The sequence below is a fragment of the Micromonospora sp. NBC_00617 genome (genome assembly GCF_045161355.1).
GTDB lineage: Bacteria > Actinomycetota > Actinomycetes > Mycobacteriales > Micromonosporaceae > Micromonospora.
The window spans coordinates 3,705,678-3,724,490 of sequence record NZ_CP107751.1 but is presented as its reverse complement, the minus strand read 5'-3'; the positions used below and the strand labels follow the sequence as shown (position 1 = coordinate 3,724,490).

The window sequence follows — 18,813 nt, the reverse complement described above, 5'->3', positions numbered from 1 at the left end:
GCGATTGGCACCGACGGGTCAACCGCCCGGGAAGGGAACAGGCACGCGATCCGTGCGGAGGGGAAGGTGCTCGATGGTCACCAACGAACTCACGACGACGAGGGCGACGCCGTTGCAGGTCGCTCGCGCCCGCGGCCGCGTACGCGGGCGGCTGATCCTGCTCGGCCCGGCGTTCGTCGCCGCCGTCGCGCTCAACGCGTTCCTGCTGCGGCAGGTCGTCGCCGGCTGACCCCCGCGGGGACGGACCCGATCCGCCCGCCGGTCGCGGCCCGCCCGGGCCGCGACCGGCGGGGTCAGGTGCGGCGACCCTCGTCGCGCGCGGGGATCTCCTGACGCTGTTCGAGGGCATCCGCCGGGTTGGCGTCGGCCGGGAGCGACGTGACCTCCTCAAGCGTGCCCGCCGGCAGGGCGCCCTGCTCGGCCAGGTCGGCCTCGGACGCCTCCGGGTCGATGTCGCCGGACACCCGGTCCGGAGGCCCGACGTCGAACGCGTCCTGCCGCTGCTCGGCGGCGTCCGCCTCGGGAGGAGGAAACTCGTCGCCCTGATCATCCCGGAACGTGCTCATCGAAAGCCTCCTGCCCGACGGGTGTCGACATGCCGCCGGGCCGCTGCCTACCCGCCGCTGTCGCACTCACGCCTGGCGCACCACTCGCGCGGCGACCGCCTCGACCGTGTCGGGATACTTTGCCACCAGCGCGGCCGCGCCGCCCGGGTCGGCGAGAGCGTCGGTGACCGGCAGCCAACCGCCGTCGTGCCCGAGCAGAGAGGCGATCGCGTCGACCGCCTCCGGATGCGCGGCGAGCAGGACACCCATCCGCCCCCGGGGCGCGACGACGGCGCGCTCGTCGCTCTCTGGCCCATCCACCCGCCCGAGACTCGGGGACGCGACCCACGGCGGCACCCAGGAATCCAGCTCCGGCAGCGCCTCGGGAAAGGTGCGCCCCGCCTCGCGGATCAGCATCGGGACCAGCTCCGGCCCCTGGTCCCGCAGCGTCGTGATCAAAGTCGGCAGCCACGGCAGCAGCACCGGGTCGGGTAGCCGGGCGAAGGCGGTCGACATCGTCTCGACGACGAACGGCGCCAGCGCGGGCACCGGCTCCAGCGCGTGCACGAACCCGGCCAGATACTGCGGGAAGGCCGGCACCACCAGCGGGTTGGCCAGCAGCTCGGCACACCGGGCCCGCAGCTCGGCCAGCGGCAGCAGGCCGAGCTGGTGTCGGGCCGCCCAGAGCAGGGCGACCTTGGGCGGCGCCGTCGGGTGCGACTGCCCCACGGCCAGCTCCAGCTGAGACCGGTCGCAGCCCAGCGACAGGGCCAGGCCCTCCATGGAGAACAGGAAGCCGAGCATCGCGCCGACCTGCCAGACCCCGGTCTCCTCGGCGGTGATGGCGGTCGGCAGCAGGGTGCAGTAGTGCGCGTACCCGGTGGTCACGAACGCCGCGCACCAGGGCGGGAGGGTCGACGCGGTGGCCCGGTAGTAAGCCAGCAGGCGCCGGATGCGGCGCAGCACGTCCGGGGCGTCGTCGACGGTGCGCTCGGCGGCGAGCAGGTCCACCGCACGCGCCCCCAACTCGTCGACCAGACGAGGGCTGTCGAGCAGCCGGATGGCGTCCTCGACCGCGGCCAGCGCACCCGCGGCGGTGGCGTCGGGGCCGCGTACCGCCCGCCGCAGTCGCTGCTCCAGGACCTGCTCGACGGTCACGCCCTCGTAGCCCAGCTCGATCAGCGCCCGCTGGTGGCGGCCGAGCGCCAGGTCCCAGCTCTCCTGGACCGAGCGGTGCCCGAGCCGCCGCTCGCCCATGATCGGACGGACCGCGGCCGGTGGCAGCAGGTGCCGCAGGATCCACAGCAGGTCCGAGCAGCGGCCCAGCTCCGGCTGGGCGGCCAGATCCAGCAGCGCCCGCTGCACTGTCCGCTTCTCCAGGGCCAGGCCGAGGGGCTGGAGCCGATCGAGCACGTCGCGGGCCAACGGCGGGAGGGCGTCGTAGCCGACCTGGCCGATCCGGTCGCCGCCCAGCAGGATCTCGCAGAGCCGCCGGACGTCGCGCCGGCCAGGCACCACGTCCTTCTCGATGCAGGTGACCGCCGCGTCGGCGAAGTCGTACGGGGTGGGCCGAGCCCGGTTGCGCATGCCGGCCAGCAGCACCGAGGTCTCGAAGACGGCGATCGCGTCGGCGGTGCTGGCCAGGTACCCGTTGCGCCGGGCCAGTCGGACGATGTCCACGCACCAGCCGCGCAGCTCCGCCTCGTCCAGCCCGTCCAGGTCGGGCGCCGCGGCGAGGAAGCCGGTGAGCCGGTCGCCGACCGGCCCGTCGGAAGAGGGCGCCGTCGGGGTCCGGCCCCGCCGCCCCCGGCTGGTTCCGGTGCGCTGGCCGTCCAGCCGGTACGGGGACAGCCCGTGCCGGCTCACCGCCTTCGTCCAGGTCGCCGCCGCGATCGACACCGAGCCCGGGGCCAGCCCGAACTGGGCCTCGATCGCGGAGTGGCTGGACGGGATCAGCCCGTACCGCCAGCGGGTGTCGGTGCGCGGTGTGATCTCGAAGTCGGCCGCGGTGGAGCCCAGCCCGAACTGCTCGACCCGGCTGGCGGCGTGGAACGCGCCGCAGACGTAGAGGCAGTCGGCCGGGTCGACGCCGGAGGTGGCGAGGTGCTGTCGCATCCGCGTCCACATGTACCGCTCGCGATCCTCGTCGCGGTCCAGCCGATCCTCGCCGGCCGGGCGCAGCCGCCGAAACAGGCTGCCGATCAACACCATCACCTGCCGGTAGGTGTCGTGGTCGGCGTCGGCCAGCGGGCGTTCCACGTACTGGTCCCACCACTCCGACCAGTGCCGCACCTTGCCGTGGTGCAGCAGGTACGCCTCCAGCTCCGCGAAGCGCGGCCGCAGGTCGCCGATCTCCACCCCGACGGCGTCACCGTGCAGCCCGGACTCCTCGCCGCTGGCGGTCGGCCCGGCCGCGCCGCTCCCGTCGGTCGGCCGGTCGCGCGGCGACCACTGGAAGACGTGGTCGGTGGAGCGGTCCACCAGCACCAGCTCCACGCCGGGGGTTTCCAGCGCGTACGCGATGGCCTGGTACTCCGCCGACGCCTCGGTGACCGGCGCGACGACACTGAGCGGCCCGGCGTCGGCGGGAAAGCCGGACAGCTCCGACGCGAACGCCTGCACCGCGACGGGCAGACGGCAGTTGCGCAGCTCCCCGAGTAGCGGTTGAAGATCTTCGCACAGCTCCAGGTAGATCACCCGGGGCTGCTTGGCCCGCAACCGGCGCACCATGGCCAGCGCGGAGGCCGGTGAGTGGTGGCAGACCGGGAAGATCTCCAGGCGCTCGCCGAGCGCCCGGTCGACGTCGTCGACCATGCCGGCGAGGATCGCGCCGAGCGCGTCGGCGGAGCCCGCGAATGTTGCCGCCGCGTCGCTGAGCTGTTCGCGGAGCGCGCCGAACGGGCCGGCGACGGTGGACGCGGTCACGACAGGGACGCGATCGCCTGACGACCGCCGTCGAGGAAGCTCGCCCACCCGTCGTCGTCCTTGCGGGCCCGGGGCTCCACCACACCGTGCAGGTACTTGTTGAGGATCGCCAGGTCCTCCGGGCTGCGCCGGGCCAGCGACCCGACCAGCGACCCGGCGAGCGTCGCCGCACGCAGCGTACGGTCGCCGAAGAACTGGCTGTGCAGGATGGCGTCCTCCAGCACACCGATCTGCTCGGCGGTGGACAGCGCCGACTCCAACTTCTCGTCGTCGCTGGTCGCGGCGGCCGCGCCGGCGCGCAGGTCGGCGAAACTCTGCAACAGGATGTCCAGGAGGGTCGGCGGGACGTCCAACTCGATGTGGTGCCGGCGTAGCAGCTCCTCGGTGCGGAACCGGACGATCTCCGCCTCGCTGCGCTTGTTGGTCACCACCGGAATCCGCACGAAGTTGAACCGCCGCTTGAGCGCCGAGGAGAGGTCGTTGACGCCCCGGTCCCGGCTGTTGGCGGTCGCGATGATCGAGAAGCCGGGTTGGGCGAAGACGATGTTGTCCTGGTCCAGCTCGGGGATGGCGACGTACTTCTCGGACAGGATCGAGATCAGGGCGTCCTGCACGTCGCTGGTGGAGCGGGTCAGCTCCTCGAAACGCCCGACCACGCCACGCTCCATCGCCGTCATGATCGGTGAGGGGATCATCGACTCGCGGGACTGGCCCTTGGCGATCACCATGGAGACGTTCCACGAGTATTTGATGTGGTCCTCCGTCGTGCCTGCGGTGCCCTGCACGACCAGGGTCGAGTTGCGGCAGATCGCGGCGGCCAGCAGCTCGGCCAGCCAGCTCTTGCCGGTGCCGGGATCGCCGATCAGCAGCAGGCCCCGGTCGGAGGCGAGGGTGACGATGGCCCGTTCGACGAAGCTGCGGTCGCCGAACCACTTCTGCGGGATCTCGCGGGACAGGCCGTCGGCCCGCTCCGAGCCGAGGACGAACAGCCGGACCATGCGCGGGCTCAGGCGCCACGAGAACGGCTTCGGGCCGGTGTCGACCGACTCCAGGAAATCCAGCTCGTCGGCGTACGTGACCTCGGCGGGGGCGCGCAGCATCTCGGACATGAGGGGTTGCTCTCCTAGGTGAGGAAGTTCTTCAACTCGACGACGAGCTTGCGGATGTGACCGGAGATGACCGGGGTGCCCTGGTCCTTGAAGCGTTGCCGGAACCAGGGGTTGACGCTCTGCTGCCCGGAGCTGCTGACCGAGCCGACCGGAATGACCTTGACGCCGGAACGGTGCACGGCCTGGAGCCCGTCGAAGACCGCCTGGTGGTTGGCCTCGTAGAAGTCGGAGATCCACACCAGCACCGTGTTCTTCGGCTCGGCGATCTTGGGCCGGGCCAGCGTCAAGGCCGCCGTGCCGTCGGTGCCGCCGCCCAACTGGGTACGCAGCAGCACCTCGAACGGGTCGTGCACCCACGGGGTGAGGTCCAGTGCCCGGGTGTCGTACGCGACGAGGTGCACGTCGACCTTCGGCAGCCCGGCGAAGATCGAGGCGAGGATCGTGCAGTTGACCATCGCGTCGACCATCGAACCGGACTGGTCGACCACGACGATGAGTCGGGACGGCGTGGTACGCCGGGCGGTGTGCCGGTAGTAGAGCCGGTCGACGTAGAGCCGCTCGTCGTCCGGGCTCCAGTTGGTCAGGTTCTGCCAGATGGTCCGGTCGAGGTCCAGGTTGCGGAACACCCGCTTGGGCGGCACCGACCGGTCCAGTGCGCCGACACTGGTCTGTTGCACCTGCGTCCGGAGCACCTCGGCGACCTCGTCGACGAAGCGCCGGATCAGGGCCTTCGCGTTGGCCAGCGCCACCCCGGACAGGTTGGCCTTGTCGCGCAGCAACTGCTCGATCAGCGACATACTCGGGGTCAGCTGGCTGGCCAGCGCGGGGTCGGCGAGCACCTCCCGCAGGTGCATCCGCCGGACCAGGTCACCCTCCAGCCCGGCGAGGGTGCCGCCCAGCCCGCCGCCCTGGCGGCGCAGCTCGCCGGGCTCGCGGCCGAGGGCCTGCTCGAACCAGCCGGCGTCGGACTGCCAGCGGGCCAGTTGGGTGGCGCTGACCGGGCCGGAGCCGGTGGCGAACACGTTCAGCAGCACCTTCGACACCAGCGCCGCCCGGCGCACCTCGGCCGCACCCGGTCGGTAGCTCGAGCCGTCGTCCTCCGGTCTGGCGCCATCCGGTTCGGCGGCGTGCGTCACGGTGCCGTCCGGCTCGGCGTACTCCGCACCGGCGGTGTCCGGCCCGGCGGCGTCCGGCCCGGCGGCGTCCGGGTCGGCGGTGTGCGGCCCGGCGGCGTCCGGGTCGGCGGTGTGCGGCCGGTCGTCGTGCGGCCCGGCTTCGGCGGAGGTGAGCAGGCCGCGCAGCTCTGCCGCGAGCGCCGGGAAGCGCTGCACGATGGTGTCCACCGAGACCGACGGGTCCAGCAGGGCGGCGGGTAACCCGAGGTCGTCGACCACGGCCACGCTCGCCGACTCCAGGCCGGGCTGCTCGTCGCGGTCGAAGAGGCGGGACAGCAGCCGCCAGTAGAGGACCTGACGACGGTTGGCGTCGGCGAACCCGCCGGTGGGGATCGGCGCGGTCATCGGCGCAGCAACCGCCCCGCGCGCTCGCGCAGCACGGCCACGGCATCGCCCGCCCGGGCCTCCTCCTTGGCGACCTTCGGATCGGTGACCCCGCACGCCCAGTCGCCATTGTGTGCCTGCACCGTCCGCCGCTTCACGGTGGCCCGGACCGCCAACGGCTGGAGCAGCCAGCGGCCGTCGTCCCAGCGCAGAAGGCCCAGGCAGGCCGACGCGGCGGCGACCAGGTCGGCGGTCAGCGGGCCGGCGGCCGGCAGCCGGTCGACGGCCAGCGCCACCCGTTCGCCGTCCACCTCGATGCCGAGCGTGCCGTCCTCGTCGCGGATCGCCGCGCCCTCGACGAGCACCGGCTCGGCGATGCCCGTCGGGTGCCGGTCGAGTGGGTCGGTCGCGGCCGTGCTCGCGGCGGGCAACAGCACGCGGGCGGTGGCGAACGGGTCGGCGGGCTCGTCGAGCTGGACCCGGTCATCGATCCAGCCCAGGTCGCCGCCGCGCAGCGGCAGATCGGTCACGACCAGCGCCCGCCGCTCGGCCAGCGCGGTGAGCAGCAGCGGGTGTGCCGACAGCAGCCGCCAGATCGCCGGCCCGACGATCGTGTCGACCTTCGCGGCGGCGACCGCCGTACGGACCAGCAGCGCCGGCCCGCCGTCCGCCGGCTCCAGGACACCGTGCAGCTGGACCTGCACGGCGGTGTCGTGACTGTGCACGTCCACACCGAGCGGCAACAGCCGCCCGGAGACCGCCGTCGCCTCGCCGGTCGGCGGTGCGCCCTCGGTGAGCAGGACGCCCCGGGCCCACAGGTCGGCCCAGCGGCGGGCCGGCACCTGCGCCATGGCGGCGACCGGCACGCAGGCCCGCAGCTCCGCGGCGAGCCCGTCGAGCAGCACCGCGACCCGGCGCAGCTCCGGAACGGCCAGGCTGGCCTCGACCACCCCGGCGGCGGCGGAGAGCAGCTCGTGGTCGACGCCACGCCAGCCGGTGACCGCCACCTCGTGCCACCACGCCCGCGCTCCGGCGAGCGCGGGCGGCGCCTCGGAGGGCCTGGTGGTCGGCGTCGTCCACGGCGACCGGGTGCGGCCCACCGCCTCGTCGAGCTGCCCGAGCAGGGCGTCGTGTGCCGCGCCGAGCAGCGCCGAGCGCGCCCCGGCGAGCGCGGCGAGGTGCTCCGGGGCGACCGATCCGACGGTGACCGCGTCGACCGCGGCGGTCACCGCACCACCCAGGGGGGTGCCGGCCAGCGCGTCGGCGAGCGCGGCGAGCGCCGCGGCGCCCCGTTCGCCGATCCGACCGAAGCCGTCGGCGAGGGCGTCGTCGAAGCCGGCGACCACGTCGAGCGCGTCGCTCAACCCGGCCGGGACCACATGCAGGCGCGCGACCTGGGCGCCGCGCATCAGCGGCCCGCCCCGGTGGCCGGGAACCAGTGCAGCTCGGGCAGCGCGACCGTGCTGACGGGCAGCTCCAGGTAGGAGAGGTGGCGCAGGAAGCGGCTGAACACCACCGCCGCCGAGGCCGGCTCGGGCTGGCCGTCGAGCCGGGACAGCAGCTCGCTGCCGTCGGCCACCCCGTCGCCGACGGCGACCCGCAGGTAGCGGGCCACCCGGTCGACGCCGTACTGGAGGACGGCCTCGTCGGCGAGCGCATGCAGGTGCTTGCACGGGATGCCGCGCAGGCCGCCGCAGGGCCGGTTGTTGTTGGTGCTGCACTGGTAGGCGTGGGTGCCGGCGGCGACCGACGAGACGTAGACCCGCTCGACGTCCGATCCGCTGGAGACCACGCCCTGCAACCGCCCGTCGGCCAGCTCGACGAAGGGCACCTTGGCCAGCTTGCGGGGGCGGGCGGGCGGCACCACCGCCACCACGCTGCGCCGCCGCCAGTCGGCTCCGTCGGCGTTCGTCACGTCACGGCCTCCCACATCGAGAAGAATCCAGGGTGGTGCGCACGCCGGCCGGTGCCGGTGCCGCTACGACGACACGATCATGGGCTACGGGTACGACAGATCCGGCTGCGGCGTCGGTCGTCGGGAACCGTTCGGCGCAGCCGGCGCGGCGTTCGGCTCGCGGCCGTGTCGGGCCGGGTCCGGGCCGCCCGATCGATAGCCGAGCGTCGATGGATTTGTTCGGAAGTGGTCGCCGTCGGCGCCGGTGAACCTCGTGCCTGCTGGCCCGGCGCCCGCCCCCTGCGAGCCCCGGTCGGCGGCGCGGATGTCGTCGGGTCCGCGCGGATGGTCGTCGCCGCTGGTCGCGATCGGCCAGGATGGGCGGGACGGCCGGGCCACGGCCGCGGCGAGGAGGCGGGCGATGCGGGTAGGCGGCTGGGTGACCCGGGGGCGGCACGCCCGTGCGGCGGCGACACTGGCGGCTCTCGTCACCGGCGCGGTGCCGCTGGTCGCGGTGCACTCGCCGGGCCCGGCGGCCGCCGGCGCGGCGTCGGCGGGGGTGCCCGTGTGCCAGGTCCGCGACAATCGGCTCACCGAGATCTCCGGGATGGTGGCCACCGACGACGGGTACGTCGTGGTCAACGACGGCGCCGACGACGAGGCCCGCCTCCGGATCTTCTTCCTGGACCGGCGCTGCGCGGTGGCGCGGACGGTCAGCTACCCCTCCCGGCCCCGCGACACCGAGGACCTGGCCCTCGGCCGGGACGGCACCATCTGGGTGGCCGACATTGGTGACAACGACCGCAACCGCGAGACGATCGCGCTGTGGCGGCTCGCGCCGGGGGCGGACCAGCCGGTGCTGTACCGGATGAGGTACCCGGACAATCCGCACGACGCCGAGGCGCTGCTGCTCGACGCGGCCGGCCAGCCGTTGATCATCACGAAGGGCGGCAGCGGCACCGTCGTGGTGTACTCGCCGGCCACCGCGCTGAAGCCGGGGGCCACCACACCGCTGACCTCGGTCGGCCGGGTGGTCCTGCCGTCCAGCACCACCAGCAACCCGTTCTCGTTCCTCGGGCGGGGCGTCGTCACCGGGGCGGCGAACGCGCCGGACGGCCGCCGGGTGGTGCTGCGGACCTACGCCGACGCGTTCGAGTACGACGTGGCCGGCGGTGACGTGGTCGCCGCGCTGACCGGCGGCACCCCACGGGTCACGCCGCTGCCCGACGAGCCGCAGGGCGAGTCGATCACCTACAGTCGCGACGGCCGGTCCCTGCTCACCGTCTCCGAGTCCGCCGACCAGCCGGCCGGCAGCCACCCGACGATCCTGCGGTATCCGGCCCCGACGGCGACGGCCGCTGCCCCGCACCCGGCGGAGTCCCCGACGGCGGCCCCGCCCGCCCGCTCCGCGGCACAGGCGGCCGGCATCGGGGGCGGCCGGGCCTGGCCGCTGGCCGCCGGCGCCGGGACGCTGCTGGCACTGTTCGCCGTGGCCGGGGTGCTGTGGCGGCGGCACACCGACCGACGCTGACCGGCGACGGCGTGCGCGGCACGGTGTGCGGGCGGGCGCCGCGTCGCGAGCCGGGGGACCGGCGCGCTGCGGCAGGATGGGTGGATGTCCGTGCTGTCCGAGCTGCGCCACCCGATCGTCGCCGCGCCGATGGCCGGCGGCCCGTCCACCCCGGCCCTCGTGTCGGCCGTCTGCGCCGTCGGCGGGCTGGGCTTCCTGGCCGCCGGCATGATCGACACCGCGCGGCTGGTCGCCGACATCGCCGAGGTACGCGCGCGTACCGACCGGCCGTTCGGGGTCAACGTCTTCCTGCCCGGCGACGGCAGGGTCGACGAGGCCGCCATCCGGGCGTACGCGCAGCGGCTCGCCCCGCAGGCCGACCGCCTCGGGGTGCGGTTGGGCGAGCCGGTGGGCGGCGACGACGCGTACCCGGAGAAGCTGGCCGTGCTTCTCGCGGACCCGGTCCCGGTGGTGTCCTTCGCGTTCGGGCTGCCCGACCGCGCCGTGGTGGCCGCCCTGCGGGAGCGCGGCACCGAGGTGTGGGCCACGGTCACCGGCCCGGCCGCCGCCACGGCCGCCGCCGAGCTGGGCGTGGACGCCGTCGTGGTGCAGGGCACCGAGGCCGGTGGGCACCGGGGCGGGATCCCGGACGACGACGACTACGCGCTGTTGCCGCTGCTCCGGCTGGCCGCCGCGCGGTGTGACCGGCCGTTGGTGGCCGCCGGTGGCATCGCCGACGGCCCAGCCCTGGCGGGGGCGCTGGCCGCCGGGGCGCAGGCCGCCCAACTCGGCACCATGTTCCTACGCTGCCCGGAGGCGGGCAGTTCACCCCTGCACCGCGCGGCGGTGGCCAGCGCCGCGCCGACCGCGTTTACCCGGGCCTACACCGGCAAGCGGGCCCGCGGCGTGGTCAACGACTTTCTGCGTACGCACGACCCGGTCGCGCCGGCCGGCTACCCGCAGGTGCTGCACCTGACCCGTCCGCTGCTCGCCGCCGCCCGGCGCGAGGGCGACGCCTCGGTGGTGAATCTGTGGGCCGGGCAGGCGCACCCCCTCGCCCGGGAGGTACCGGCGGCCGAGCTGGTCGTCGAGGTCAGTGCCGCCGCCCGGGCCGCGCTGACGGCGGCGGCGCAGCGGGCGACCCGCTGGGGCTGACCAGGCGACCTGTCGTCGGTCCGGGCGGGCGGAACGGCCCGGACGCGCAACCCGTTAGAGTCTCGCCGTGATCGAGATCGGCGCGCACGTCGACCTGTCCCACCCGCCCGACCGGGTCTGGCTCGCACTGACGGATCGGGAGCTGCTCGGCCGCTGGTTCGCCGAGGCGGACATGGTGGAGGGGGTGCCGGACCGGCTGTTGCTGCACACGGCCGGCCTGCCCGGCTTCGACGCCGACGTCGAGGTCGAGGTGACCGAGCGGCGGGTGCCGGAGCTGCTGCTGTTGCGCTGCGACGAGGCCGGTCGGCTCACCGAGCTGACCTGCGCCGTCACCGCCACCAAGCAGGGCAGCCGGTTGATCGTGCGGGAGGTCCCGACCCACGGTTCGTGGTCGGAAGAGCAACACGAGCCACGTGAACAGCAGCTCCGGCAGGCATTGACCGTGCGCCTGCCGGCCATCCTCGACTGGCTGGCGTTCCAGCAGGTCGATCTGCGGCGTGGCGTGGCGGGGATGACGACCGAGCTGCCGGTGCTCGGCGCGTCCGGTCGTGCGCCGGCCCGGGGTCGGCGCCGTGCGGCGGTCGCCGGACTGGCCGCGGTCGTGCTGGTGGCCGGGCTGGTGGCGTGGCTGACGCTGCCGGGCGAGCAGGAGCATTCCGCCGCGCCGACCTCGACCCCGACGCCGACGTCGCCGAGCATGGCGGGGGCGGCGCCGACCGGGCAGCCGAAGGTGACATCGTCGCCGCGACCGTCGCGCAGCGTCACGCCGACCACCGCCCGTCCGAGCCGCACCCCGGCGGCGACACCGTCGCGTACACCGACGGCGGCGGTGCCGCCGCCCCCATCGCCGCTGGTGGCGCGGTACGACACCGGTTCGAGCCGGCTGTTCGGCTACACGGGGGAGGTGGTGGTCGACAACCCGGGCCCCGCGCCCGTGGAGCAGTGGGTCGTGGTGGTGACCCTCGCCGTGGGCAGCAGCGTCGACGACGTCGAGGGGGCGGACTGGCGTCAGGACGGGCAGGCCATCACCTTCAGCGGCCTGGCCGTGCCCGCCGGCGGATCGCGGACGATCCGGTTCGACGTCCGCGACAGTCGGCCGAAGGCCAGGGAGCCGCAGGGCTGCACGGTGGGCGGCAACCCGTGCGCGGGGCTCTGACTAGGCTTCTCGGCATGGCACTGCTGCACCGGGCGACGCTGCGCCCCACCAAGCTCGAACTGCTGACGACCTGGCTGCCCGACCGGCCCTGGTGGCAGGGGCCGGCCGGCGTCGACGTGGTGAGTCGGGGGGCGTACCGCTTCGACGACCCGGCCGGCGAGGTCGGCATCGAGACGATCCTGGTCGCCGCCGCCGACGGGCCGGTCCACCAGGTCCCGCTCACCTACCGCGCCGCGCCCCTGCAGGACGCCGACGAGTGGCTGGTCGGCACGACCGACCACTCGGCGCTGGGCCGCCGGTGGGTGTACGACGGCTGCGCCGACCCGGTGTACGCGGCGGCGCTGACCCACGCCATCCTGGCCGGCGCCGGGCAGGCCGAGCAGTACTTCGAGGTCGACGGTCGGCGCGAGGTGCGACCGCCGACGATGGCGATCGACGTCAGCGGCGACGGCGGGGCCGTGCCGGCGATCGGCGTCGTCCGGCAGGTCGTCGACGAGGTCGACACGGTCATCGTCACCGACGCGGTGGAGTTGGTCGTGGTCCGCCGGCCGGCCGCCGGGGCGGTCGGGGCGCGGGGCGCCATGCTGAGCGGCGCCTGGGACGGGCAGCCGACGCCCGTGCCGCTGGCGTACGCCCGGAGGCGGTGACGGCGGTGACGGCGGTGACGGCGGTGACGGCGGTGACGGCGGTGGGCGGCCCGACCGATCGGGCCGCCCACCGCGTTCACCACTGAGCCGGAGGCGGTGGTGGCGCCACCGGCGGTCGGTCGTCGCAGGTGATGGTGTTGGGCAGCAGCCACGGGGCGAGCCAGCCGCCGTCGTTGCCGCCCAGGTCGGTCAGGGTGAATTCCGACCCGGCGGGGGTGAAGTGGAACGACCCGCAGTTGTTGACGCCGACCGCTCCCACGTTGCGGGCGTCCACGTTGGCGAATGAGGCCGACCCGGCCGAGCGGGCGCTGAGCACCGACGTGCCGGTGCCGTCGACCCGGACGTCACGCAAGCGCACGTTCGTGATCGAGTAGAGGTCCTTCACCGGCCAGTCGCTGACCAGCATGATCGCGTTGTAGGTGCTGTCCAGGTACGCGTCGCCGGTCACCTCGACGTTCGCGTCGATGCTGCGGTCCAGCGCGAACATCCAGATGGCGCCGAGCCCGACGTTCCAGTTCAGCTCGTACGTGCCGGCGCGGGCGGTGGTGTTGGCGGTGAACCGCAGGTGCCCGGCGAACGGCTCCGCGCCGAAGCGGGCGCCGGCGTGCAGCCCGCTGCCCTCGCGGACCGGGTCGGCGATGAGGTTGTGGGAGACGGTGGTGTCGGTGCCGCCGTAGATGGCGATGCCGTTGGCGAGCGTCGGTGACTGCACGGTGTTGTGGTCGAACGTGTTGCGGGCGTTGGCCGTCTTCTCCGACCACATCGCCAGGCCGTCGTCACCCGTGTTGCGGACGAAGGTGTGCGCGACGAGGGAGTCGGTCACGCCGGTGTGGAAGTTGAGCGCGTCGGCGATCTGGTCGACGACCATGGTGTTGGTGACGCGGACGTTGCGCATCGGGCCGTCGAACCACAGGCCCGCCTTGGTGTGTCGCAGGTGCAGCCCGTCGATGGTGGAGTCGCTCAGCGCGCCGCCGATCGCGTTGACCTGGTCGGTGTCGATGCGCTCGCGTACGTCGCCCTCGATGGCGAAGCCGGAGAGGTGGACGTCGTGGCTGCCACCGTCGGCGGCGTCGCGGCCGTAGAAGCCGACGCCGGTGTGCACCGAGCCGTCCGGCGCGGGCGTGGACAGGGCGACCTCGCGCCCCTTGAAGACCGTGTACCAGTTGCCGGCGCCCTCGATGGTCACGTCGTCGACGATGATGTGCCGGTTGACCTGGTACGTCCCCGGCGGCACGTAGACCGTCAGGTGGGTACGCCGGGCGAACGCGATGGCCTTGTCCAGGGCGTCGGCGGAGTCCCGCCGACCGGTGGGGTCGGCCCCGAACGCCAGCACGTTCGCGGCGAGCAGCCGTACGCGCGGCGGTGCGACCAGTTCGGAGTCGAGCAGGTCGATGACCGTCCACGCGGCGGCGCTGCCGGCCGGCGCGGTGAGCCGGACCGTGTCACCGGCCCGGTAGGTGCGCCCCAGCAGCAGCCGCTGCTCGTCGTAGAAGTGGGTGGGCCGAAACGGCGTGCTGATGCTCGGGTACGGCGTGGTGGCCGACGGCACGCACTGGCACTCGGTGATCCACCAGTCCGGGTGCAGCAGCCCGGCCTGCGGATCGTTGGTGAACGGGTACTGGTTGTAGAGCCACGAGTACTGCGAGGTCAGCGTCATGGTGCGGACGTGCTTGCCGTTGACGGCCACCCGCAGCGGCGCGGTGGTCCCGCCGCCGGAGGGCGCGTCCGGGATGCTGTACCGCACGGTGATCCCGTTGGCCGCGCTGGGCAGGACGAACTCGACGTACTCGCCGGGGGTGAGCTGGACGGCGCGGCGGCCGGACGCCTCGGCGGGCAGCGTGTAGGCGGACCGGTCGGGGCCGATGACCTCGCCGTTGGTCCGGGCGTTCTCGGCCTCCTGTTCGACGAAGTCGACGTCGGCGCCGCGCCCGGCGACCAGCGCCGGATCGAGCGCCGCCCGGGTGATGACCGGCTGTGCGCCGGGTGAGCCGGCCTGCCCGGCGGCGGCCACGGTGGGCCCGGCGACCAGCACGGCGAGGCCGGTCGCGAGCGCGACGGCGGTGGCGACCGGGCGGGCCGGGCGTCCCCGTGCCGGCAGGATGCTGCGAAACATCGGTGACCCTCCTGGTGGGGTGGTGGTGGAGGTCCGCCCGGCGTTCCCCCGGACGCCCGACATTGATCGTCATGATGCAGCACCGAACATCGCACTGCAAGACGTCAATTGAAGATTGAAAAGAGGCGACTATCAGGCCGCAAGAAATGGACGGTTGGTGAGTTGAGGTGTCGCGCGTCGCGTACGCCCCGGCCACCTCGGCCGGCGTAGGCTGAGCCGCGTGGATCAAGAAGACCGGATCGCCCTATTCCTCGACTACGAGAACCTGGCGTTGGGGGCCCGCGACCACCGTGGCGGCGCGGACTTCGACTTCCGGCCGATCGCCGACGCGCTGGCCGAGCGGGGGCGGGTCGTGGTGCGCCGGGCGTACGCCGACTGGTCGTACTTCGACGAGGACCGCCGGATGCTCACCCGGTCCCACGTCGAGCTCATCGAGATCCCGCAGCGCATGGGCGCGTCCCGCAAGAACGCCGCCGACATCAAGATGGCCGTCGACGCGATCGAGCTGGCGTTCGAGCGCGACTACATCTCCACCTTCGTCATCTGCAGCGGCGACAGCGACTTCACCCCCCTGGTCCACAAGCTCCGCGAGCTGAACAAGCGCGTCATCGGCGTCGGGGTCGAGGGGTCCACGTCGGCGCTGCTGCCCCCGGCGTGCGACGAGTTCCTCTACTACGACCGGCTGGAGGGTGTGGACATCCCGCCAACCCGCAGCCGGCGCGGTCGCCCGACCCGACAACCCGGCCCCGACCAGCGTCCGCCGGAGCCGGAACAGCAGCGCGAGCAGGAACACGAGCAGGAGGCCGAGGGTCGGCCGGCGGGTGAGGAACCCGGCCGGGACGTGGACGCCCTCGCCGTGCAGGTGGCCCAGACGGTGGCCGGGTTGCAGGGCAGCGCGAGCGGCGAGGTGACCGCCTCCCGGCTCAAGCGCACCCTGCTGCGCAAGGACCCGACGTTCAGCGAGTCCGACTACGGCTTCCGTACCTTCGGTGAGCTGCTGCGCCACCTCGCCAAGCACAACGTGGTCGACCTGGCCGAGGGGCCCGCGAAGGGCGACCCCGAGGTGTCCCTGCCCGAGCACGGCGATCGGGAGGTCGCCTTCGGGCTGCTCCGGGGCGTGGTGGGCGACCTCGGCAGCGCCGGGAATCCGGTGGCGCTCTCCGGTCTGAAGAACCAGCTGCGCCGGGCCCGCCCCGACTTCAGCGAGAAGAAGCTCGGCTACCGCAGCTTCCTGCAGTTCTGCAAGGCCGCCGCGACCAGCGGCGCGGTCGACCTGCGGTGGAGCCCGGAGGCGGACGACTACCTGCTCATCGCCCAGGACTGAGCGACGCTATGACGGCCCGGTCCCGTTCGACCCGGCCGTGCGGGTGGCGTTCCCGCCACCGTTCACTGCGGGTGACATTCAGATCACCGCAGAGGGTGGATCGCCGCATCCCAGCCCCTCTGGGCAGGACAGGTTGGCCAACGCCCTGGCTGACGTGTTCAGCGGTACGTGACGGGGGCCTGATTCATCGCTCAGGGCGGGGAGGAATCGCCGATGCGGTTCCTCCCCGTCGCCCGCACAGGTGGAACTGTGTCTGAGTTGCGGCTATTACGGCGGTATACGCTCACCTGCGCCGTACCCCCAGCACGAAAATTGCTATACGGTCGGCGAATGAAGGTGGAGGAACACTGGTGGAACGGTGACACGACCCCGCGCGGGCGCCGGGACGTGTATATCCGTACTGACGGGCAGGGTTGGGAGGTCCGCGCCCAGATCGGTGGGGCGTCGGGTCGTGAGCGGGTGCAGCAGTGCCCCAGCCGGGCCTCGGCGGCCATCCTCGCCGACGCCTGGCGCGGCACTCACCCATCCTGGCGCGAGCTGAAGCAGCGCTGATCCGGCACCGGGCCGGGCCGGCAACGCTCCTGGGCTCCCGCCCGGTGCGCTCCCCGGCCCGCCCGGTGCTCGACTCAACCGCCGACCGTCAACGTGTTCTACTCCACGTCGCCGATGTGGCGGCATCAGGACGCTCGGATACCGCAATGTCGCCGGACTGGAGTGCCCGGTGGCCCGGGTCCGGCGAGTGCTTTCCGTGTTCCCCGCGACAGGCCGGGTACACGGGGGCGGTCCGCGTCCGATGGAGGTCGCCCATGTCGCAGGGTCCCGACGAGGAGAACCCCAGGCTCGACGAGGAGGTCCGGGAGGCCGAGCGCCGCCTCGCCGGCCTCGCCACCTCGACGGACGACGCGCTGACCGACGACGACGCCCGCGTGCCGGACGACGCCCTCTCCGAGCAGGCCCCGTCCGAGCAGGAACCGGAGTAGGGCCTGTCCGGCAGGCAAAGCCGGACAGGCCCGTGATCCCGGGAAGGGCTCAGCGCTTGAACGTGAAGGCGAAGTCGCCCGAGAGCTTGCCGCTCAGGCGAACCGTCGAAACGATCTTCCCCTCCTCGCTCAGCCTGTCGACCTCGGCCCGGGAGAGACCGAAGCCCTCGGCGATCAGTCGCGCGGGCCGGACCGGGATGCGCGCCGCGAAGCGGACCGAGACGTCGACCACCTCGCGGTCCAGGTGCGCCGATCCGTTGGTGTCGAGACGCCAGGCGCCGTCCCAGTTTAGGACGAATCGATTGCGACGCTGCACGGCCGGATCCTGAAGCAGCTCGGCGATCAGGCCACGGTCGTTGTCGTGCAGTTGGTCGAGCAACTCAGGTCGGATGGTGCGGACTGTCGTCCGCTCCAGGACCGTGAGCTTCACCGTGTCCCCGCACCCGGTGCAGAGCGCGAGGAGCCAGATGTCGATGAGCTTGTGGTTGGCGTTGACGCGGATTTTGCCGCTCGGCCGCAGGTGCGGGGACGCGCACACGTGGCAACGGCGGCGAACGATGGGCAGGCAGATGGGCACGACGGCCCATTGTGAGAGCACAGAAGTACACCGGTTTCAGTGAGAAGTCCGCAGCAAAAAGGAGCGCGGCGCACAGGCGCGACGCGCGTATCAGCGCTCGGGAGGTCTCACAGGGTGTACAACGGGACGTCCTCGCCTCGACGACAGGTTGAGGCAGGACGCTAACGGCGCAACCGCCGCCGATCCACCGGTTTTCGCGTACCTCGAAGGGCTCGGCCGTCTCAGGCGGTCGGGACGGGCAGCACCACGCCGTCGGCCGCCGACCGGTGCGCCAGCTCGATCAGCTCGACCGTGGCGACCGAGTCGCGCGGGTCCACCGGCATCGGCGTGCCGTCGCGCAGCGCCGCCGCGACCTGGGCGTAGAAGCTCTGGTACGCCCCGGGCTCGGTCGGCGTCGGACGCAGGTCACCGTCGACGCCGAGCAGGCCGTACCGCTCCGGCGGAACCTCGCCCCAGCCGGGCTGGTCCGGTCGGCCGCCGTCGTGCAGCGCCGCCTCCTGCACGTCCAGCCCGTAGGTCGTGTAGCCGGCCCGGTCGCCCAGCACCCGCAGGCGCGGGCCGAGCTGAGCGGTGATCGCCCCCATCCACAGGTGCGAGTGCACACCGTTGGCGTGGGTCAGCGCCACGAACGCGTCGTCGTCGACCTCGGTGCCCGCGCGGCGGCGGTCGACCTCGGCGTACACCCGCTCGACCGCGCCGAAGAGCTGCACGGCCTGGTCGATGAGGTGCGCGCCCAGGTCGAACAGCGCGCCACCGGCCTCCTGCGGGCCGGCAAGCTCCCGCCAGCCCGGCTTGATCGCCGGACGGAACCGCTCGAACCGGGACTCGAAGCGCAGCACCCGCCCCAGCTCGCCGCGCTCCACAAGCCCGCGGGCGGTCAGGAAGTCGCCATCCCAGCGGCGGTTCTGAAACACCGTCAGCGGCACTCGGAGACGGTCGGCCTCCTCGACCAGCGCCCGGGCGTCGGCGGCGGTGGAGGCCAGGGGCTTGTCGACGACGACCGGCAGGCCGGCCGCGAGGGCCGCCCGCGCCATCGGCACGTGCTGCCGGTTCGGCGTCGCGACCACCACCAGGTCCAGAGCCTGCGGGGTACGCCACAGCTCGTCGGCGTCGTCGACCAGGCGGGCGTCCGGGAAGTGCTGGTGCGCCTGCTCGCGCCGTTGCGGATCGCGCGTCACGATGGCGTCCAGCCGCAGCCCGGGTGTCGCGGCGATCAGCGGTGCGTGGAACACCCGACCCGCCAACCCGTATCCCAGCAGACCGACCCGCAGCGCCTCCGCCATGCCGTACTCCCATCTCCTGGCCCGCGCCCTGGACCGGCGGCGGTGCCGATGCTCGAATCTACGCCGCGCGCGATCGGGCCTGATCCGGGCCCGGCG

The 18,813-nt window shown here is 73.4% G+C and carries 17 protein-coding genes; 8 read left to right on the top strand and 9 right to left on the bottom strand.

The window, feature by feature from the left end; all coding sequences use genetic code 11:
* The first annotated feature begins 73 nt into the window (after positions 1–73).
* The gene (locus OG505_RS17010; RefSeq protein WP_405425618.1) at positions 74–229 is read left to right on the top strand and encodes a hypothetical protein; all 156 of its coding nucleotides are present in this window, start codon (positions 74–76) and stop codon (positions 227–229) included.
* Positions 230–293: 64 nt separating this feature from the next.
* Here the strand turns inward: OG505_RS17010 and OG505_RS17005 are convergent, their stop codons facing one another.
* The 6 genes from OG505_RS17005 to OG505_RS16980 form a co-directional block, all read right to left on the bottom strand.
* Positions 294–566, bottom strand: coding sequence for a hypothetical protein (locus tag OG505_RS17005; RefSeq protein WP_405425617.1), 273 nt, complete (start codon positions 564–566; stop codon positions 294–296).
* A gap of 66 nt (positions 567–632) precedes the next feature.
* Positions 633–3,470: a DUF5682 family protein gene (locus OG505_RS17000; protein WP_405425615.1), complete on the bottom strand. Its 2,838-nt coding sequence runs from the start codon at positions 3,468–3,470 to the stop codon at positions 633–635.
* Positions 3,467–4,579, bottom strand: coding sequence for an AAA family ATPase (locus OG505_RS16995; protein WP_405425614.1), 1,113 nt, complete (start codon positions 4,577–4,579; stop codon positions 3,467–3,469). The genes OG505_RS17000 and OG505_RS16995 overlap by 4 nt, the downstream gene beginning before the upstream one ends.
* Before the next feature lie 14 nt (positions 4,580–4,593).
* Complete coding sequence (locus OG505_RS16990) at positions 4,594–6,099, bottom strand: VWA domain-containing protein (RefSeq protein ID WP_405425612.1); 1,506 nt, start codon at positions 6,097–6,099, stop codon at positions 4,594–4,596.
* The gene (locus tag OG505_RS16985; protein ID WP_405425610.1) at positions 6,096–7,487 is read right to left on the bottom strand and encodes a hypothetical protein; all 1,392 of its coding nucleotides are present in this window, start codon (positions 7,485–7,487) and stop codon (positions 6,096–6,098) included. The genes OG505_RS16990 and OG505_RS16985 overlap by 4 nt, the downstream gene beginning before the upstream one ends.
* Positions 7,487–7,954: a hypothetical protein gene (locus OG505_RS16980; protein WP_405434544.1), complete on the bottom strand. Its 468-nt coding sequence runs from the start codon at positions 7,952–7,954 to the stop codon at positions 7,487–7,489. Before OG505_RS16980 ends, OG505_RS16985 begins: the two co-directional genes overlap by 1 nt.
* A gap of 439 nt (positions 7,955–8,393) precedes the next feature.
* Here OG505_RS16980 and OG505_RS16975 point away from each other — a divergent pair, with 439 nt between their 5' ends.
* From OG505_RS16975 to OG505_RS16960, 4 genes are all read left to right on the top strand, one after another.
* Positions 8,394–9,503 carry a hypothetical protein gene (locus tag OG505_RS16975; protein ID WP_405425608.1) on the top strand — a complete coding sequence of 370 codons (1,110 nt, stop codon included), beginning with the start codon at positions 8,394–8,396 and terminating at the stop codon, positions 9,501–9,503.
* Between the two features lie 84 nt (positions 9,504–9,587).
* Complete coding sequence (locus tag OG505_RS16970) at positions 9,588–10,637, top strand: nitronate monooxygenase (protein ID WP_405425606.1); 1,050 nt, start codon at positions 9,588–9,590, stop codon at positions 10,635–10,637.
* A 67-nt stretch (positions 10,638–10,704) separates the two neighbouring features.
* Positions 10,705–11,793, top strand: coding sequence for a cellulose binding domain-containing protein (locus tag OG505_RS16965; RefSeq protein WP_405425604.1), 1,089 nt, complete (start codon positions 10,705–10,707; stop codon positions 11,791–11,793).
* Between the two features lie 14 nt (positions 11,794–11,807).
* Positions 11,808–12,440 (top strand): CG0192-related protein, encoded by a 633-nt coding sequence (locus tag OG505_RS16960; RefSeq protein WP_405425602.1) that lies wholly within the window; start codon positions 11,808–11,810, stop codon positions 12,438–12,440.
* A gap of 76 nt (positions 12,441–12,516) precedes the next feature.
* On the opposite strand, the gene OG505_RS16955 is transcribed toward OG505_RS16960, so the two are convergent.
* The gene (locus tag OG505_RS16955) at positions 12,517–14,553 is read right to left on the bottom strand and encodes a glycosyl hydrolase family 28-related protein (RefSeq protein ID WP_405425600.1); all 2,037 of its coding nucleotides are present in this window, start codon (positions 14,551–14,553) and stop codon (positions 12,517–12,519) included.
* Positions 14,554–14,773: 220 nt separating this feature from the next.
* Between OG505_RS16955 and OG505_RS16950 the strand changes: the two genes are divergently transcribed.
* From OG505_RS16950 to OG505_RS16940, 3 genes are all read left to right on the top strand, one after another.
* Positions 14,774–15,877 (top strand): NYN domain-containing protein, encoded by a 1,104-nt coding sequence (locus OG505_RS16950; protein ID WP_405425598.1) that lies wholly within the window; start codon positions 14,774–14,776, stop codon positions 15,875–15,877.
* A gap of 330 nt (positions 15,878–16,207) precedes the next feature.
* A complete protein-coding gene (locus OG505_RS16945) occupies positions 16,208–16,429 on the top strand; it encodes a hypothetical protein (RefSeq protein ID WP_030335934.1) in 222 nt (73 codons plus the stop codon).
* Between the two features lie 254 nt (positions 16,430–16,683).
* Positions 16,684–16,857, top strand: coding sequence for a hypothetical protein (locus OG505_RS16940; RefSeq protein WP_405425594.1), 174 nt, complete (start codon positions 16,684–16,686; stop codon positions 16,855–16,857).
* 49 nt (positions 16,858–16,906) lie between these two features.
* Here OG505_RS16940 and OG505_RS16935 read toward each other — a convergent pair whose 3' ends face one another.
* Together OG505_RS16935 and OG505_RS16930 are read right to left on the bottom strand one after the other, a co-directional pair.
* Positions 16,907–17,434, bottom strand: coding sequence for a DUF1062 domain-containing protein (locus OG505_RS16935; RefSeq protein WP_405425592.1), 528 nt, complete (start codon positions 17,432–17,434; stop codon positions 16,907–16,909).
* 221 nt (positions 17,435–17,655) lie between these two features.
* Positions 17,656–18,717, bottom strand: a complete 1,062-nt coding sequence (locus OG505_RS16930; protein ID WP_405425590.1) for a Gfo/Idh/MocA family oxidoreductase — start codon at positions 18,715–18,717, stop codon at positions 17,656–17,658.
* Between the last annotated feature and the right edge of the window lie 96 nt (positions 18,718–18,813).

Bases quoted from the DNA above. Each gene is read 5' to 3' on its own strand.
- OG505_RS17010 (WP_405425618.1), top strand. From the start codon at position 74: ATGGTCACCAACGAACTCACGACGACGAGGGCGACGCCGTTGCAGGTC.
- OG505_RS17005 (WP_405425617.1), bottom strand. From the start codon at position 566: ATGAGCACGTTCCGGGATGATCAGGGCGACGAGTTTCCTCCTCCCGAG.
- OG505_RS16995 (WP_405425614.1), bottom strand. From the start codon at position 4,579: ATGTCCGAGATGCTGCGCGCCCCCGCCGAGGTCACGTACGCCGACGAG.
- OG505_RS16990 (WP_405425612.1), bottom strand. From the start codon at position 6,099: ATGACCGCGCCGATCCCCACCGGCGGGTTCGCCGACGCCAACCGTCGT.
- OG505_RS16985 (WP_405425610.1), bottom strand. From the start codon at position 7,487: ATGCGCGGCGCCCAGGTCGCGCGCCTGCATGTGGTCCCGGCCGGGTTG.
- OG505_RS16975 (WP_405425608.1), top strand. From the start codon at position 8,394: ATGCGGGTAGGCGGCTGGGTGACCCGGGGGCGGCACGCCCGTGCGGCG.
- OG505_RS16970 (WP_405425606.1), top strand. From the start codon at position 9,588: ATGTCCGTGCTGTCCGAGCTGCGCCACCCGATCGTCGCCGCGCCGATG.
- OG505_RS16960 (WP_405425602.1), top strand. From the start codon at position 11,808: ATGGCACTGCTGCACCGGGCGACGCTGCGCCCCACCAAGCTCGAACTG.
- OG505_RS16955 (WP_405425600.1), bottom strand. From the start codon at position 14,553: ATGTTTCGCAGCATCCTGCCGGCACGGGGACGCCCGGCCCGCCCGGTC.
- OG505_RS16945 (WP_030335934.1), top strand. From the start codon at position 16,208: ATGAAGGTGGAGGAACACTGGTGGAACGGTGACACGACCCCGCGCGGG.
- OG505_RS16940 (WP_405425594.1), top strand. From the start codon at position 16,684: ATGTCGCAGGGTCCCGACGAGGAGAACCCCAGGCTCGACGAGGAGGTC.
- OG505_RS16930 (WP_405425590.1), bottom strand. From the start codon at position 18,717: ATGGCGGAGGCGCTGCGGGTCGGTCTGCTGGGATACGGGTTGGCGGGT.